Raw genomic sequence first — 14,576 nt, 5'->3', positions numbered from 1 at the left:
CTGTACACACCGGCTTGTCAGCCGCGCGCCCCTTGAGGCAGTTCGGCGACCAGGCGCAGCGAGGCGGTCAGTTCGTCGAGCTGGTAGTGCGGGCGCAGGTAGGTTACAGCCTTGTAGACGCCTGGCTTGCCTGGTACCTCGAACACCTCGGCGCGGGCTTCGCGCAGCGGGAACTTGGCCTTGGCCTCCTGGCTGGCGGTGTCGTCCAGCAGCACGTAGCTGGCCAGCCACTGGTTGAGGAAGCGCTCCACGTCCATGCGCGAGGCGAAGCTGCCGATCTTGTCGCGCATGATTGCCTTCATGTAATGGGCGATGCGCGACGTGGCGAAGATGTACTGCAGCTGGGCCGACAGGCGTGCGTTGGCGTTGGCGATGTCGGTATTGTATTGCTTTTGCTTCTGCGCCGACTGGGTGCCGAAGAACGCGGCATAGTCGGTGCCCTTGCAGTGCACCAGGGGAATGAAGCCCAGGTCCGACAGCTCTTTTTCGCGGCGGTCGGTGATGGCGATCTCGGTCGGGCACTTGAGGGCGATTTCGCCGTCGTCGGTCTTGAAGGTATGGGTTGGCAAGCCTTCGACCAGGCCGCCACCTTCTACGCCGCGGATGGCCACGCACCAGCCGTAGCGGGCGAAAGCATCGGTGACGCGGGTGCCGAGGGCATAGGCGGCGTTCATCCACAGGTACTTGTTGTGGTCGCGGCCGTCGACGCTTTCGACGAAGTTGAATTCTTCCACCGGCGTGGTATCAGGGCCATATGGCAGGCGGCCGAGCACGTGGGGCAGGGTGAGGCCGACGTAGCGTGAGTCTTCCGAGGCGCGGAACGACTTCCACTTGGCGTATTCGACGGTGTCGAAGAGATTTGCCAAGTCACGCGGGCCGGACATCTCGGTGAACGAGTCCCAGCCAAACAGCTCGGGGGAGGCGGCGGAGATGAACGGTGCATGCGCCGACGCTGCCACGTGCGAGATCTCTTCCAGCAGGTACATGTCTTCGGGGTTGCGGTTGAACTCGTAGTCACCGATCAGCATACCGAACGGCGCGCCACCGAAAGTGCCGTACTCTTCTTCGTAGACTTTCTTGAACAGCGCGCTCTGGTCGAATTCGCTGGCGGCCTTCAGGTCGCGTACCAGGTCTTTCTTCGAGGCGTTGAGCAGGTGGATCTTCAGCGTGGTGCTGGTTTCGGTCTGGTCTACCTGGTATTTCAGGCCGCGCCAGGAGGCTTCCAACTGCTGGAACTCGCGGGCGTGCATGATCTCGTTCATCTGCTCGGAGAGCATCGAATCGATCTCGGCGATACGCGAGTCGAGCACGGCGATCAGGTCTTTGCTCGGCGTCATCTCACCTTCGAGCACCTGGTTCACCAATTCGCCAATCAGGTCGCGGGTGCGGTTGCGCTCGGTGTCGGAACGGGCCACGCGGCTTTGCGAAATGATGCTGTCCAGCAGTGAGGGCTGTGGCGCGAAGTTTTCTACTTCGACCAGTTCGCCGGCCTGTTGCGGTGCGGTTTGCTTGTCGGTCATGTTCGGGCTCCTGCTCAGGCGCGATCGCTGCTGGATGGGTCTTTCACTTCGGCTTCACGGCCGAATTCCTTGCCCAGGGTCTTGAGTTTTTCGGTGTTCTGCAGCACGTCCATCAGCAGCTCTTCGAGCTTGTCGTTGCCGCCCATCTTGTTGCGCAGGTCGGCCAGTTTGTTGCGCACTTCAAGCAGCTTGCGCAGCGGCTCGACCTGCTTGACCACGTTCTGTGGCTCGAAGTCTTCAAGGCTGTTGAAGTTCAGCTCCACGCCTAGCTGGGTGCCGTTCTTGGCCAGGGTGTTGTCGACCCGGTAGGTCAGGCGTGGCTTGATGCCCTTGAGCACACCGTTGAAGTTGTCCCGGTCGATGAAGACGAACTTGCGGTCCTTGAGCTTGGGCAGCGGCTCCAGCGGGTTGCCGGAAAAGTCGCCCAGTACGCCGACGACGAAGGGCAGCTCCTTTTTCTCGATGGCATCGCCGATGTCCACGTCGTAGGTGATATGGACCCGCGGCGCGCGGACGCGGTCGAGTTTGTGCTGGGTGCTTTCCTTCTTCGCCATCGTGTTCTCCAGTGCTAGCAGTTCGCTGCGAATCATTGCGCGGCCCGGTGTGGGGCACTGCGGGTTACAGTCCTTCGATCGTCAGCAGCAGGCGCTGACGGATGTCGTCGTTCATTTCCAGAATGTTGTCGCGGCCCACCAGTTCTTCGAAGCTGGTGTTGCCGGCAATTTGCGTGCTGCTACGGATGACCGAATCGTCGGGAAGTTCCGAGCGCACCGGCGAGCTGATGACGCAGAACGGCAGGTCGCCAAAGCCTTTGAGGCGTTCGAAGCTCAGCCCGTAGCGCAGGCCTTCGAACAGCCGGCCCAGGCCAGGCGACTTGCTCAGGCAGTAGAACAGCACGAGGTAGTGCACTACGAAGCGGTACAGCTCGGCGCTGCTGCGGTTGGGGTCTTTGATGACATTGCGAAACCGCGCCAGGTCGAAGGCGTGGAAGCCCACTACCCAGCGGGTAGGGCTGGTGATACGGATGGTCTGGCGGCTCTGTTCGAGGACCTTGTCGTATTCCAGCGGGAACAGTTCGGGGGTGGTGCTGATCAGGTTCAGCGGTACTTCCAGCTCGGTGACCAGCTGGAACGGCGCGGCCGAGCCGATACGCTCGTAGAGTTCGACCAGAGCCTGGAAGTGGCCCTGGGTTTCGCGCCCGCTGCTGCGCTGGGCGCCTTGCAGGTATTCGCCAAACAGGGTTTGCGGACGGATCAGCGGTGCCACGGTGGCGAGGTAATCCGCCGCCTGCGCCTTCAGCGCATCGGAGATCGCCCGCGTCTGGCTACGCAGCTTGATCAGTGCTTCGACATCGAATGATTGTGTCATCGGTACATCGCGTCCATGTGCCTGCTTGATCGTCCTGAACGCCAGTGGCGTCGACCTGAAATTGAGCCATCGGCTGCGGCAAATCTGAGTGCTGGCACATGAATATTGTGTTGCCAGCAATGCCGACTAGGGCACCTCGCTGAGGAAGAAGTTCCGGCGAGGGTGGCGATTTTTTCCCTGTTTTACGACGCTGCGCAATAATGGCGCTGTGATATTGACAGCGGTACTGGTCGCAGGAAATGGGGGGGTTAAGCCCTAAAGACTGGGTGCGAAAGGGGCTGGGAAGACATGAAAATCATTGGCAAAAGTTTTTTTCAAAAAGTGAATCAGTTCTCATTTTGTGGGCTGGCCGCCTGCGCGTTGCGGGGTTAGGGAAGCGCGTCAGGATGATGGCAATGCGACGAGTTTTGTCGCATCCAGCAGGGTAACTTTATTGTTCAAAATCGATAACTAGCGCGATGCTAGTAGGTGCGGGTAGGTGCGGGATTGCCCGCGAACACCGGCGCAGCCGGTTGCATCCAACTCAGCGACCATCGACCTGTACGCAAACGTCTCTGCCATTGATTGCCTTACATGGCCAATTGTCGTTGATGTAATGATCCGGCTTGAAGCACACGCGTTCATCGTTAACCCAGAACATCTGCCAACCGGAGCCCGAGATCCTGAGCTTCGGGCACGACCAGTAGCCCTTTGCCGAAAGCGTTGCTGTGGTCAGCGTAATCATTGCCGGTGCGACGATAACCATCAGCACAACCGTGAGTTGCAGCGAGCGTAGCTGGAACCCATGCAGCCAAGACGTTTTCAGTGGGTCAAACTTTCGACCGGTCCATGCGGCGATCAGGCTACCAACGATCAGGCAAGGCCCCAGCGGAATGAATGCAATCATGAAGAAAGCTTTGAGCGGGGTTTCCACGACCGGCGCATTACGGTAGATCCGGCCGTAGAGGGGTACGATATCCGTCCATAAGGCGTACACCGCCAGTGCTCCCATGGCGAGCATGGACAGCATCAGACCGATGGCCGTAAGCCGGAAAAGAACAGGGGACCTTACGTAGAGTTCGGGATGGTCTTTCATGTGTGCCTGAGCATTCCCTGGCTGCCGCGGATCAAACCGGCATGGCTGAACAACAGGTTCAGCACGTTATCACAGGACCAGGCACTGGATCGCGCTCAGGGTGCATTGCCTGGTCTGGCGATTGGTGATGCAGTAGGCACGACGCTGGAGTTTCAGCGGCGTGGTCAAGGGCATGTTTACGATAGGGTCGGCGGTGGTCCCTTGCGCCTGGCGTCTGGTGAGTGGACCGACGATACCAGCATGGCCCTGTGCCTGGGGGCACCTACGCTACAAAGGGCCAAGGGCCAACGACCAATTCGATTTCGCTTCCTTTGCCGATGCCATGGCGCGCTGGTACCGGCAGACTGAAAACAGCGTCAACGGCCGTTGCTTCGACATCGGCAATATCAAGGCCTCGACCGCAGGCAATGGTACCGTTGATACGCCAATGGCTCCGTTACCCAATTCATTCTCAAAGAAATCCCATGATCGATCTAAGAAGCTCAAACGCATTGCTGGCCGACTACGTGCAACGTTATGCGCATCTGTCGCCGGAGCCCTCCCGGCAGTTGCAGCAGCGGATGGACTCCACCTTGCAGCCTGATGCACTGGCGGCGCCGGCGGTCAAGCCAAGCTGGCTGCACTCCAGGGCCTGCACATTGACCGCGGAGCAGGCACTGGACCGCGCCAAGGGCGCGCTGCTTGGCCTGGCCATCGGCGATGCGGTCGGCACCACGCTCGAGTTCCAGGCCCGCGACAGGGGGCAGGTGAGCGACATGGTCGGGGGTGGCCCGTTCAACCTCGTTGCGGGTGAGTGGACTGATGACACCAGCATGGCGCTGTGCCTGGCAGACACGTATGTGAGCAAGGGCAAGTTCGATTACGCCACCTACGCAGATGCCTTGGTCCGCTGGTACCGGCGCGGGGAAAACAGTGCCAACGGTCGTTGTTTCGATATCGGCAATGCCACGCGCAATGCCCTTGAAGGCTGGCTGCGCGAGGGTATTACCTGGCAAGGCAACTATGACCCCTCGACGGCTGGCAATGGCTCCATCATCCGCCTTGCGCCTACGGCAATCTTCCGCCGGCACTCGCTGTCGGCAAGCTGGTGGGAAAGCGTCACGCAAAGCAGCGTGACCCACAACGCCGACGAGGCAGTGAACTGCTGTCAGCTGTTTGCGGCACAGCTGCATCTGGCGCTCAACGGTGCAGACAAGGAAGAGGCCCTGGCCCCAGCGGTGCGTTCGTTGCGGCCTCGCCCGATGATCATCAATGCGGGCGAGTACAAGCAAAAGAGCCGCGAACAGATCCGCTCCTCCGGCTACGTCATCGATACCCTGGAAGCGGCACTGTGGGCCGTATGGAACACCGACAACTTCAAGGACGCGATCCTCCTGGCCGCCAACCTTGCCGATGATGCCGACAGTGTCGCGGCCACCGCCGGCCAGTTGGCGGGTGCGCTGTACGGCGTGTCCGGCATGCCGCCGGAGTGGGTGGAGAAGGTTGCGTGGTCGCAACATATCCAGGAACTGGCAGCCAAGCTCTTCGATCTCTCGCCGCAGCATGATGAACTGGACGCATTGCTTTATGGCCAGCCTTGACGGCAACCGGTTTGGGGACTGACTTGGGAGATTACCTGACTGGGAAAGATTGAATTAAATGTTTACGACCGAACGGTTTTTTGTGCGAGTTTGGGCCTTCTGGTTTTTGACGCTTATGATTTCAGTGTTGACACTTGGGGTGGCGCCGAAGATTGTTTTTGTGCTCATGGCTGTAGCGTCTTTTGTTACATTTTGCTGGTGCGTGAAATGCGCCTATCGTTCTGAAAGATTTGCTGATTTTGCGTCCTTGCGTCTCTGTTTCAGCTTGACTTCCGTGCCGCTTTTTGCATTTGTCCTGTCAATGGCGATAACGTACAAACAAGCAAAAATGGGAGGCGTAGCGGCGCCTGCGATCAGCGCCGTGCCGCTCATTCTTACTGCGCTGGCTTTCGCATTGGCCTATGGGCATAGAAGCAAAGCGAGTTCATTCCTGTTACGCGGTGAGCGGGTAGAAGTATTCGAACCCGAGCAGGCCAATTCGTGGGTTGTGGGCGGGCTTGGTGCAGGATTGAGTAGTCTGCTGTATCCGACGATTAAGAACTATAATAGTTCAATGGAATGGCCGTGGTGCTGTGTGTGATGGTTTTCATTTCGCTGTATATGGTCTCTACAATCGCACCAATATCGCTTCGTTAAGGGCGTTAAAAGAACGCGAGCGTCGTGAGGCGCGTCAATACACATTTCTTGAGATCGAATATGTGCGTGCGTTACGTGATGCTTCATGGTTGGCTCGGTTTTTTTCACTCAAGAGCCGAAAATAAGCGATGTTAAACGCCAGTTATCAAGAAAGCGTGATGTTGACTTGCCGTCTCGACTCGCGAATCTTCCAGGGTAAGATGGTGCAGGACCTAGTTGGCGAGGTGTTTGCAGGCTTCGGCAGCTTGGCAAAGTACGACTTCAGCCTGAACAAATCGAAAGGCGTAATGGACTCATGAAAAGATGGCAAGGCTGCCCGCCCATCATCCCTGGGAGGGTTTCTCCCCCATGCGCGCCTTGAGCTTGTGCAGGGTAGGGGACTCGCCCCCGGACAGCTCGATACGAAACTCGGCGAAGGCGTGCTCGAGATCGGCATACTGCTGCAGCCCTTCTTCGGTGAACAGATAGCTTCCGGGGATGTCACGCCATTCCATCGGGGTGCGGATCCGCTGCTGCTTTGCCGCGTTCAACAAGAGCGTCAGCTCTACACTCAACTTCATGGCGGCCGGGTCGTGTGACTTCAGCCGTTCAATGATGACACGCAGCGCTATCGATTTTTGCCGGAGTGCGTAAATGTCCATCGTGGCTCAGCCTGCGGGGTGTAGGGTTTATAGCTTTCGTCAGTGACTGCGCTCGATGTTCAGTGGCTGGCCTGATCGAACGTCGGCAATCAATCGGGCAGTTGAATTTTGAGGCCACGAGCCGACTGGATGGCTACGTAATAGGCGTCTTTCAGTGCTCTGGCCAACTCGGGGTCATTTTCTTCGAATTCTTTCGTGGCAATGGCACCGATACTGAGTTGGTGGAGTTTCGATTTATCTTGCTCACGCCCTTCGAACACGGCTTTCACATAGTCAAGTTGGTTTAGTAGCATCCCATAAATGGGGTAAGCGGGACAGGCCTTGTTCCGCTGCGCGGTGATGTCGATAGCCTTCTGTACATAGCCGAGGGGGGTTGTGGGTTTCATAATGCACCTGGTGTTATCAGTTTGAAGAGCTCGCGTTGGCCAGAGGTCATCCGCCGAGCACCACCAATGGCGTTATAGGGTTGGGAAGAAACGGACCAGGTATCCAGTACCGGTGCCGAGGTGCTCCTCAGCAGCGTGACCTTCTCAGTGCTCTGATAGACGTTCACGATCTTGGGCACGATGGTTTCCGTTTTGTAGATCTGGCCAAGCGGGTTGATCCCCAGTTGCCCTGGCACCACGTCAGGGGTAGGAGAGTACCGCATCCCTTGCCGGCCGCCGGGCACCTGGAATTGCCAAAGTGTCTTGCCCCGGTTGATTGTTTCCGTGAAGACTGGTTGAGTGAAGTCCAAGCCGTTCATGTAGCCTTCGTAGTCGGCAGGCTTATAGCCCTGTGACTTGAAGAAGTTTCCGGAAAGATCGCCGTTCGTACCTTTGACTATAGTCAGTCGCGCAATTTCTTTCCGGTGATCATGCAGAGTCTCAATGAGCAGGGGGATGTAATCGGCAGACTTATAGTCCTGTGGCTTGAAGAAGTTGGCAGCAGTATCCTGGTTACCTCGTATATTGGTGTCCTGCCAAGTTGCCCGTTCGAGCAAGCTTCTTGTATGTGCTCCATCTTTTTCTAATCGTGATTTTTATTTTTGGCTTGGAATTTCTTAAAGGAACTCCACTCCTCTCCATCAATCAATGCCATGTAAAATTCTGCAAATAACTGACTGAGATTACGATCGTCCTGTAAGTTGGTTTCCGGTAAGTAGCGGTAACCAGGTATGTCTCTAGCCTCCATGGGGGCATGAATTTTTCCATTTTCAGCTTTTAATAAGAGGCCGCGTAGGGTGTTGAGCATCAGCTTCGCATCGGAATTTTGATCTTCGAGAGCCTCAAGTTTTTCACGAAGCGCTGTAGCGGTAGCCTTCAGTGTGTGCGTGTTCATTGTCTATCCTAGTTATCAATAGTGCCTATGAGCTTGGTGGCCGACCACTCATTACGGTTAGGGGTAAGATATTGAAGTGCGCCACCCACCCTGTCAATGTTACCTCCAAATTCGGTGGTAGGCGCAATCTTGCTGACAAAAACCTCTGTTGGTTTAAGTGGCGTCATTTCAAAAATTGAATATTTTGTAGCCTCGCTGCCCAGCGGTAACCCTAGGCTATCAGCCAGGGTTCGGCTTCCCTGCGCAGCAGACTGCAGCTCCTCCATAGTGGTGAAAAATGGAGAGTAACGGCTTGCCTCTTGTCCCACTGGCACGATTTTCACGAGGGGCGAATCTATGATGGACAGTTTTGGAGTGTTACTGCCCGAGCCTATCTGGGAGATGGCTCGGCTGAAAATGTCCATGTCTGATGCTTTGGGGTCTGCGGCACGTAGCTTTTGCAGATATAGCTCACCATCAGGGCTGTCGAGATACTCATTAATCTGTTTGTTGCTAAGGCCTCGGGGTGCAAAAGTCTCTGCATATTGTAGTTGTTGATCGTGCGCTACAAAGTCAGGGTCCTGTTTCGCATAAAATTCTCGCAAGCTCTTTGGCTCGACCTGGCTGATGGGAGATGGTTCTTTAACTTGCAACTCCGGCTGCGCCAATAGCTTCTGCTCATTCTTCGCCAACCAGGCCGCCAGCTGCTTGTTGGAGATCTCGGCCTGCAGCCGAGCGCTCCTGGCGGCAATGCTTTCCATGCTGCTCATGACGCCGGCCTTCATCTGCCCCCGAGTAAGGTAGGTGACGATCGCTGTCAGTAACAGCAGCACCAACTGCTCCTGCCCGCGAGCAAGCTGGCGTGCAGCACGCTCGACACGCTCCTGGGCCTGCGCCGTGGAACCGCCGCTCGGGTCCAGGCCAGCGGGCTTGAGGCCATCCTCGGCGAACCAGGCCGTGGCCATGCCTTGCTGAAGGGTCGACAGGCAGGCCGGCAGGCCCTGATAAAAATACTCGGCGATGGCGGACAGCCCCAGGCCCATGAGGATCAGGTTGCCGACCTGCAGGCCAATGCCGGCGCCGGCCACCGCGCCCGGCGCCGCGCCGACGCCGAAGGCGAACGCCCCGGCCACGCCACCGGCGAGCGAGCCAACCGCCACACTGCCACCGAGGATCATCGATACCTCTTTGACCAGTTGCAGCAGCACCGGCAGGATTTGCTCGATACCTATCGAGGACCACTTGCGCTTGAGGTTGTCCTGAATGATCGGGTAGGACAGGGCCATGGCCTGGCGCACGTTGTCGATACGCTGGCCACCGAGGTAGCCATAGGCCTGGTTGGCGCCATTGCTCACTCGTCGGCTGAAACCGTCCCAGGCCTCATGGGCGCTGTTCAGGCCGCTGTCGACGCTCTGGTTGAGCTCGCTGAATTTCTGCTCGAGATTGCGTTCGATGTCTCCCCAACTGGGGATGTTGGCTAAAAGATCCATTTTCGCTTCACTGTCCATGGAAGTGGCGGCGCTCGGCGGCGAGCGCAGCATGTCGCTTCAGACCTCAGGATGGGGGCGAAGTCCGGCGGAGAGCCCATTGTTCTCATGACAGGCGTACGCGGCAATGATGGCAATTGAGCATCGCTGCACGGCTTTGTGGCTGACCGCATCCCGCAAGTGCCATTACGGCCGCGTTCGCGATGGCCATTTGGCGGAATTGGCTAGTGGCAAAAAATTTGAACCAATCCACGTTATGAAACATTTTTCTCCGCCAGTGGAGTTGATGCGTCAGGTAGCGAGACAGCTCGAGTGGGAGCTGTCAGGCATGGGCGCTGATCGATACCTCAAGAACCTTCTGCGACGGGCCGTTCGGCGATTGCCGGGGGCGCTTCCGGGCGCCAGAGAGGAGGATGAAGGATGGCGATATGACATTGCCTTGCAGGGCGGTATTGCCCGGTTTTCCTAGGCCTGTAGTGAGTTGACAGGGCAGCTTTTGCCGGTGTTTCCTTTGGGCCTTTCTGCCTGCCTGGCATTCGGGAATGTGAACCCTGTCGCATTTATTTCAATGCACGATGGCACTTTCCTTTCTGCAGGCAGTCGCATGATTCCGCAAGCACGCGCGTTATGCGCGCATGCAGAATACGCCCGCAAGATCAGGGTTGCAGCTGAGCATCGCAAGCGCGTGCTGGCCGTGTTTTCAAGGAGATTTCGCATGATCATGGACTTGGCCTCCGCGCTGCTGTCGCCACAGAACCGCCGCCTGTTCAAGTTTCACAACCTGGCCAACCCCGAGCAGGAGCTGCTGCTGGAAACCTTCAAGGGCACCGAAGCCCTGTCGCGGGCGTTCAACTACGAACTGCTGCTGGTCTGCGAAGACTCCGGCGTGCCGCTCAAATCCATGATGGGCCAGCACGTCAGCATCGAGATCGAACTGGCCGAAGGCGGCCCGCGGTACATAACCGGCTACCTCACACGCTTTGCCAGCATCGGCAGCGACGGCGGCATGGCGCGCTATACCGCTACCCTCAACCCGTGGTTCTCGATGCTGAAGAACCGCTTCGACACGCGGATCTTCCAGGGCAACACGGTCGAGGAAGTGGTCACCGAAGTGTTCGCTCTGTGTCCGGCGTTTTCCCGCCACGAGTTTCGCCTGACCCGGCCACAGAAGCGCTACACCTACATCACCCAGTACCGCGAAACCGACTTCAACTTCGTCCAGCGCCTGCTGGAGGAAGAGGGGATGTTCTACTACTTCGAGCACACCGCCGAAGGCCACACCATGATCATCTGCGATGACTCCAGCACGCTGGTGGCCATCCCCGAGCAACCGCAAATCCGCTTCCACAGCGCCTCGGTCACCGAGACCGCCGACTCCATCACCCAGTGGAGCGGCAACCGTCAACTGCAATCCGGCAAGATGGCCACGCAAACCTTTGACTACCGCCAACCGAACAACCGCCTGCCGGTGGCGCTGAACAGCGTGAACAAGCAGGGCGATGTCGAGAACTTCGAGATCTACGACTTCCCCGGCCAGTACACCCACGGTACCTATGACGAAGGCGAAACCCTGCTGCGCCTGCGCATTGAGGCGCTGGAGCTGCGCGGCAAGAAGTTCGAAGGTGCCAGTAACTGCCGGGCCATGAAGCCAGGCTATACCTTCGAGCTGCTGCAGCACTACATCCACGACCAAGGCCCGTTAGAAGACCGCCAGTTCCTGCTGATGAGCGTGGAAAGCGAAGGCCACAACAACTACCTTACCGGCCAGCAGGCCAGCTACTTCAACACCTTCAGTTGCGTGCGCAAGAAGATCCCGTTCCGCCCGCAGCTGAGTACGCCCAAACCGACCATTGCCGGCCCGCAGACCGCGATCATCGTCGGCCCACCGGGTGAGGAGATCTTCACCGACGAACTAGGCCGGGTGAAGATCCAGTTCCACTGGGACCGCAATGGCAAATACAACGACCACAGCTCGTGCTGGGTACGTGTCGCCCAATCCGGTGCCAGCGGCGGCTTCGGCAGCATTCAGATCCCACGCATAGGCGACGAAGTGGTTGTGGTGTTCCTCGACGGCAACCCGGACCGGCCGCTGATCATGGGCAGCCTGTACAACAGCACCAACACCCCGCCATGGTCGCTGCCGGCGAACAAGACCCAGAGTGGGTTCCTGACACGTTCGATGAAGGGCGACGGCGGTACCGCCAACTTCTTCCGCTTCGAAGACAAGGCCGGCGCCGAGCAGATCATCATGCATGCCGAGCGCAACATGGATACCGAAATCGAGCTGGATGAGACCCATGATGTAGGGAACAACCGCTCGATCACGGTTGGCGGTACGCACACCGAAACGGTCAAGAAAGACACCGTGGTGCAAGTGACCGAAGGTTCTTACACCCTGCAGGTCGACAACCAGTTCATCCAGGTGGCCGCCAAGCAGCACATCATCCTGCAGGTGGGCGACAGCAGCATCACGCTGACCCCGGAAGGCATCGAGATCAAAGGCAAGGTCATCGTGACCACCAGTACCGATACTACCCAAATCACTGGCGCCGCAGTGCGGATCAACGACTGAGGCAAGGTACATGTACAAGCCCTCGATCTACGACCGCATCTCCGCCAGGCGCGAAGCGCAAGAGGAGGCAGCGCGCTTGGCCAAGCTGGCAGAAGCTGCTCATGTGCCCGAACCTGTGCCCACACCGGAACCCTTGCCGGCAGTGCTGCAGGATGTGGCCAGCAGTTTCACCTTTGCGGGTTTCAACCTGCAATTTCCAGTCGGCTTTCGTTTCCGCGATATCCAGACCACCCTCGAGCATGAAGGCGAGCCAGTCAGCCTCAGCATCCGCCGCCGTGATGTACGCGCCAGGCAGCCGCTGGAGCAATTGTTCGAGCGTGCAATCGAGGCCTTGCGCGAAATGAGCCCGCAACTGCGCGTGATTCGCAAACGTGACTGCCACCTGGCCGGCAACCCCGCCAAAGTGGTGGATTTTCACTTCAATGCCGGCCACGAGCCCCGCCACGGTCGCCTGGTCGGCGCGCTGGTGCCCATCGCCGGCAGCGAGTCACTGCAATGGCTGGATGTCTCATGCGTAATCGACCCCAGCAAGCCGGGCCTGAGCCAGTGGCTGGCCGAGTTTGACCGCATGCTCGATGGCTTCGCGCTGAGCTGACCCCCATTTTTTGTTATCAGGAATTTTCATCGCATGGATTACGAGTTGCAGGAAGGCGGCATAGCGCTGCCAGCAGGGTTCGAGGACCGCACGGTCAACATGTTCGTCTTGGGTGCCAGTGTTCCCGCGCCGTTGAGCATCACCATCTCGCGTGACACCTTGCTGCCAGACGAAGTCCTGCAGGCCTATGTCGATCGCCAGGTCAAGATGCTGACCTCCAAGCTGCGTGGCTACACCCGTTTGGGCAACAAGGCCGTCGCGCTTTCTGCTACCGCACCCATTGCTGGTATTCAGATCGACGCCTATTACATGAACCAAGGCCGCCCGCTTTACCAGCGCCAGGCCGCCTTCATCATCAGCCCTGGCCGTGCGCTGATCTTCTCCACCACGGCACAGGCCGATTTCAGTGCCCAACAGAACCAGGACTGGGACAACCTGCTGGCGAGCTTCACTCCGCGCACGCCCGTAAGCCGTTCCGAGCCCGGCGAACAGGAGTAACCCCTCATGTTCGAAGCGGCCAGGTTCGGCGACGAGATATCGCACACCAGCGCGTTGGGGGGCTTCCTGATTGGCGCCGCCCTGGGTATAGCGCTGGTTGCCACGGTGGCGATCGCCACGTTCACCTGCGGGTTTGGCGTGGCGTTGCTGGCCGGTCTTGCAGCTGGTATTGGAGGCAGCTTGCTGACCGCTGCCGGAGAGGCGATAGGCAGTATGTTCTCGTCCCCTTCAGGGACGATAACCACTGCCTCACCCAATGTATTCATCAACAGCCGCAAGGCTGCGCGTGTTGAAAAAAGCATTGGCGCCTGCGACAAACACCCGGGGCCGGTGCAAATTGCCGAAGGCTCGACCAATGTATTCATCAACAGCGTGGCCGCTGCGCGCAAGGGCGACAAGCTGACCTGCGGCGCGACCATTTCCGGTGGTTCTGACAACGTCATCATCGGCGGCGGCACCCACCGCTACCTGCCCGTGGACGATGAAGTCCCGGAGTGGCTGCGCACCACCGTGGATGTGCTGATGGCCATCGCCGGTGCCGCAGGCGGTATTGCCCAGCTGATCAAGGCCGGTAGCCAAGCCGGCATGAAAGCCATCATGCCTTGCGCGCTAAAGTTCACTGCCGGCTTCGTCGCCGGTGAAGTGGCCAGCCGCTACGTGGTCGAACCCGTGGCCCGCAAGGCGATCGGCGGCCTGGTCGGCAACCCGGTCGATCTCACCACGGGCCGCAAGCTGATCCCCGATGAAATCGACTTCAGCCTGCCGGGCCTGATGCCGATCGAGTGGTCGCGCTTCTACGCCAGCGACCTGACGGTCGACAGCGTGCTCGGTCGCGGCTGGGTGCTGCCCTGGGAGCAGAGCCTGCGCCGCCAGGGTGCATTCATCTACCTCACCGACAACCAAGGCCGCGAAGTCCCGTTCGTGACCCTGCAACCGGGCGAACGAATCTACAACCCGCATGAGCAGGTGTACCTGGTGTGCACCGAGGGTGGCCATTACATCCTGCAGACCCTCGACAACCTGTTCTTCTACTTCGGCGAAGTGCCCGACACCAACACCGAAGTGCCGCTGCAACGCATCGAGAACGCCCTCGGCCACTTCCTGCACTTCACCCGCACACCCGACGGCATGCTGACTGACATCAGCGCCACCGGCGGCACCCGCGTGCACCTGCACTACGACAACCCGCTGGGGCGCCTGACCGACATCAAGCGCGTGGTCAACAATGAGGCGGTCGAAACGCTCACCCAGTACCGCTACGACGAACACGGCCAGCTGAGCGCGGTGATCAACCGCAACGGCGAC

15 protein-coding genes and 2 pseudogenes are annotated in these 14,576 nt (G+C 58.7%); 7 read left to right on the top strand and 10 right to left on the bottom strand.

Annotated elements, in window-relative coordinates:
- Positions 1-17: 17 nt before the first annotated feature.
- The 4 genes from tssC to WF331_RS14340 form a co-directional block, all read right to left on the bottom strand.
- On the bottom strand, positions 18-1,520 hold the full coding sequence (gene tssC / locus WF331_RS14355) for a type VI secretion system contractile sheath large subunit (RefSeq protein ID WP_016499529.1): 1,503 nt from the start codon (positions 1,518-1,520) through the stop codon (positions 18-20).
- 14 nt (positions 1,521-1,534) lie between these two features.
- Positions 1,535-2,074 carry a type VI secretion system contractile sheath small subunit gene (gene tssB, locus WF331_RS14350; protein ID WP_012272397.1) on the bottom strand — a complete coding sequence of 180 codons (540 nt, stop codon included), beginning with the start codon at positions 2,072-2,074 and terminating at the stop codon, positions 1,535-1,537.
- A gap of 64 nt (positions 2,075-2,138) precedes the next feature.
- The gene (locus WF331_RS14345; RefSeq protein ID WP_340623020.1) at positions 2,139-2,888 is read right to left on the bottom strand and encodes a hypothetical protein; all 750 of its coding nucleotides are present in this window, start codon (positions 2,886-2,888) and stop codon (positions 2,139-2,141) included.
- A 523-nt stretch (positions 2,889-3,411) separates the two neighbouring features.
- Positions 3,412-3,963 carry a hypothetical protein gene (locus tag WF331_RS14340; RefSeq protein WP_016499531.1) on the bottom strand — a complete coding sequence of 184 codons (552 nt, stop codon included), beginning with the start codon at positions 3,961-3,963 and terminating at the stop codon, positions 3,412-3,414.
- Between WF331_RS14340 and WF331_RS14335 the strand changes: the two are divergent.
- The 3 genes and pseudogenes from WF331_RS14335 to WF331_RS14325 form a co-directional block, all read left to right on the top strand.
- Positions 3,952-4,381: pseudogene (locus tag WF331_RS14335) on the top strand (ADP-ribosylglycohydrolase family protein); the annotation flags it as partial. The gene WF331_RS14340 and the pseudogene WF331_RS14335 overlap by 12 nt on opposite strands.
- Positions 4,382-4,427: 46 nt before the next feature.
- Positions 4,428-5,543 (top strand): ADP-ribosylarginine hydrolase Tri1, encoded by a 1,116-nt coding sequence (tri1, locus tag WF331_RS14330; protein WP_267827270.1) that lies wholly within the window; start codon positions 4,428-4,430, stop codon positions 5,541-5,543.
- Positions 5,544-5,601: 58 nt separating this feature from the next.
- Positions 5,602-6,123, top strand: a complete 522-nt coding sequence (locus tag WF331_RS14325; protein ID WP_340623019.1) for a hypothetical protein — start codon at positions 5,602-5,604, stop codon at positions 6,121-6,123.
- Between the two features lie 379 nt (positions 6,124-6,502).
- On the opposite strand, the gene WF331_RS14320 is transcribed toward WF331_RS14325, so the two are convergent.
- The 6 genes and pseudogenes from WF331_RS14320 to WF331_RS14300 all read right to left on the bottom strand — a co-directional run bounded on the left by WF331_RS14320 (position 6,503) and on the right by WF331_RS14300 (position 9,609).
- Entirely contained in the window at positions 6,503-6,820 is a 318-nt protein-coding gene (locus WF331_RS14320; protein ID WP_016499534.1) for a hypothetical protein, read from the bottom strand.
- 89 nt (positions 6,821-6,909) lie between these two features.
- Positions 6,910-7,206, bottom strand: a complete 297-nt coding sequence (locus WF331_RS14315) for an immunity protein Tsi6 family protein (protein WP_016499535.1) — start codon at positions 7,204-7,206, stop codon at positions 6,910-6,912.
- A complete protein-coding gene (locus WF331_RS14310) occupies positions 7,203-7,646 on the bottom strand; it encodes a polymorphic toxin type 46 domain-containing protein (protein WP_370453611.1) in 444 nt (147 codons plus the stop codon). The genes WF331_RS14315 and WF331_RS14310 overlap by 4 nt, the downstream gene beginning before the upstream one ends.
- Positions 7,647-7,736: 90 nt before the next feature.
- Positions 7,737-7,802 (bottom strand): annotated as a pseudogene (locus tag WF331_RS29325) (hypothetical protein); the annotation flags it as partial.
- A gap of 26 nt (positions 7,803-7,828) precedes the next feature.
- Positions 7,829-8,140 (bottom strand): hypothetical protein, encoded by a 312-nt coding sequence (locus WF331_RS14305; RefSeq protein ID WP_003248386.1) that lies wholly within the window; start codon positions 8,138-8,140, stop codon positions 7,829-7,831.
- An 8-nt stretch (positions 8,141-8,148) separates the two neighbouring features.
- A complete protein-coding gene (locus tag WF331_RS14300) occupies positions 8,149-9,609 on the bottom strand; it encodes a DUF6861 domain-containing protein (protein ID WP_340623050.1) in 1,461 nt (486 codons plus the stop codon).
- 712 nt (positions 9,610-10,321) lie between these two features.
- On the opposite strand from WF331_RS14300, the gene tssI reads away from it, so the two are divergent.
- From tssI to WF331_RS14280, 4 genes are all read left to right on the top strand, one after another.
- Positions 10,322-12,178: a type VI secretion system tip protein TssI/VgrG gene (gene tssI / locus WF331_RS14295; RefSeq protein ID WP_016499540.1), complete on the top strand. Its 1,857-nt coding sequence runs from the start codon at positions 10,322-10,324 to the stop codon at positions 12,176-12,178.
- A 10-nt stretch (positions 12,179-12,188) separates the two neighbouring features.
- Positions 12,189-12,773 carry a DcrB-related protein gene (locus WF331_RS14290; RefSeq protein ID WP_340623017.1) on the top strand — a complete coding sequence of 195 codons (585 nt, stop codon included), beginning with the start codon at positions 12,189-12,191 and terminating at the stop codon, positions 12,771-12,773.
- A gap of 33 nt (positions 12,774-12,806) precedes the next feature.
- Positions 12,807-13,271 carry a DUF1795 domain-containing protein gene (locus WF331_RS14285; protein ID WP_340623016.1) on the top strand — a complete coding sequence of 155 codons (465 nt, stop codon included), beginning with the start codon at positions 12,807-12,809 and terminating at the stop codon, positions 13,269-13,271.
- Positions 13,272-13,277: 6 nt separating this feature from the next.
- On the top strand, positions 13,278-14,576 hold a 1,299-nt coding region (locus tag WF331_RS14280), incomplete at its 3' end, for a DUF6531 domain-containing protein (RefSeq protein ID WP_340623015.1).

The organism is Pseudomonas sp. YNh (assembly GCF_037993085.1).
GTDB classification, from domain to species: Bacteria; Pseudomonadota; Gammaproteobacteria; order Pseudomonadales; family Pseudomonadaceae; genus Aquipseudomonas; species Aquipseudomonas putida.
The sequence above is the reverse complement of the archived record's forward strand: the minus strand, read 5'-3'. Positions and strand labels throughout refer to the sequence as shown.

Excerpts from the sequence above, each read along its gene's own strand:
- tssC (WP_016499529.1), bottom strand. The coding sequence starts at position 1,520 with ATGACCGACAAGCAAACCGCACCGCAACAGGCCGGCGAACTGGTCGAA.
- WF331_RS14315 (WP_016499535.1), bottom strand. The coding sequence starts at position 7,206 with ATGAAACCCACAACCCCCCTCGGCTATGTACAGAAGGCTATCGACATC.
- tssB (WP_012272397.1), bottom strand. The coding sequence starts at position 2,074 with ATGGCGAAGAAGGAAAGCACCCAGCACAAACTCGACCGCGTCCGCGCG.
- tssI (WP_016499540.1), top strand. The coding sequence starts at position 10,322 with ATGATCATGGACTTGGCCTCCGCGCTGCTGTCGCCACAGAACCGCCGC.
- WF331_RS14305 (WP_003248386.1), bottom strand. The coding sequence starts at position 8,140 with ATGAACACGCACACACTGAAGGCTACCGCTACAGCGCTTCGTGAAAAA.
- WF331_RS14320 (WP_016499534.1), bottom strand. The coding sequence starts at position 6,820 with ATGGACATTTACGCACTCCGGCAAAAATCGATAGCGCTGCGTGTCATC.
- WF331_RS14345 (WP_340623020.1), bottom strand. The coding sequence starts at position 2,888 with ATGACACAATCATTCGATGTCGAAGCACTGATCAAGCTGCGTAGCCAG.
- tri1 (WP_267827270.1), top strand. The coding sequence starts at position 4,428 with ATGATCGATCTAAGAAGCTCAAACGCATTGCTGGCCGACTACGTGCAA.
- WF331_RS14300 (WP_340623050.1), bottom strand. The coding sequence starts at position 9,609 with ATGGATCTTTTAGCCAACATCCCCAGTTGGGGAGACATCGAACGCAAT.
- WF331_RS14290 (WP_340623017.1), top strand. The coding sequence starts at position 12,189 with ATGTACAAGCCCTCGATCTACGACCGCATCTCCGCCAGGCGCGAAGCG.
- WF331_RS14325 (WP_340623019.1), top strand. The coding sequence starts at position 5,602 with ATGTTTACGACCGAACGGTTTTTTGTGCGAGTTTGGGCCTTCTGGTTT.
- WF331_RS14285 (WP_340623016.1), top strand. The coding sequence starts at position 12,807 with ATGGATTACGAGTTGCAGGAAGGCGGCATAGCGCTGCCAGCAGGGTTC.
- WF331_RS14340 (WP_016499531.1), bottom strand. The coding sequence starts at position 3,963 with ATGAAAGACCATCCCGAACTCTACGTAAGGTCCCCTGTTCTTTTCCGG.